The organism is Erwinia sp. MYb416, assembly GCF_037479575.1.
Taxonomy (GTDB): Bacteria; Pseudomonadota; Gammaproteobacteria; order Enterobacterales; family Enterobacteriaceae; genus Erwinia; species Erwinia rhapontici.
In genome coordinates this window covers 1-844 of the sequence record NZ_JBBGYT010000385.1, presented here as the reverse complement: position 1 = coordinate 844, position 844 = coordinate 1, and the positions used below count along the sequence as shown (strand labels likewise).

The following is an 844-nucleotide window of genomic DNA, read 5'->3' as shown; positions in this document are numbered from 1 at the left end:
TAGCGGCCTTCGGTGCCAGCTTCCTGTTTGCACGCATTATTGAAGGATCGCTGGTGGGGATCCTCGATATTGGTGGGGCGATCCAGACCGGGATCGGCCTGGGCGTGCCTGCGCTGCTACTGGGGGCTGGGTTTATCTTCCCGGTAGCGAACTTCGCCGCCTCGCTGGTGACCGGCCTGGCGCTGGGCCTGGCGGTGGGATACCTGATTATTCTCGCGCGTAAATTCACCATCAATAACAGCGACTCGACCTACGGCGCCGACGTGATGATGGGGGCGGGGAACACCTCTGGCCGCTTCCTCGGTCCGTTAATTATCTTGTCTGCGATGGCCGCATCGATTCCGATCGGGCTGGGCGCGCTGGTGGGGTCGTTGCTGTTCTACCTGTGGAACAAACCGATTACCGGTGGCGCGATCCTGGGAGCGATGGCGCTGGGTGCGATCTTCCCGGTTGCGCTGTAACTAACCCGCGTGGCGGCCGGATGTCGCCACGCTGAGGAGTCTGCAATGTTTGATCTGATTATTCGGCGGGGCCGTCTCAGCGATGGCACCCTCAGCGATGTCGCCATCAACGACGGCAAAATTGCAGCAGTTGGCCTGGTCGCAGGTCCGGCAAAACGTGAGTGGGACCTGGCCGGGCGTTACTGGCTGAGTGCGGGCTGGATTGACTCGCACGTTCACTGCTACCCGAAATCGCCGATTTACCATGATGAAGCTGACCGCATTGGTGTGGACACGGGCGTCACGACGGTGGTGGATGCGGGCAGTACCGGTGCCGATGATATCGATGATTTTTATCAACTCACCCGTAGCGCCAGTACCCGCGTCTATGCGCTGCTCAACAT

At 60.4% G+C, this 844-nt stretch carries 1 protein-coding gene and 1 pseudogene; both read left to right on the top strand.

Annotated elements, in window-relative coordinates; all coding sequences use genetic code 11:
* On the top strand, nt 1-461 hold a 461-nt coding region (locus WH277_RS05465; protein WP_339504877.1), incomplete at its 5' end, for a DUF4310 family protein.
* A gap of 45 nt (nt 462-506) precedes the next feature.
* A pseudogene (locus WH277_RS05460) lies at nt 507-844 on the top strand (amidohydrolase/deacetylase family metallohydrolase); the annotation flags it as partial.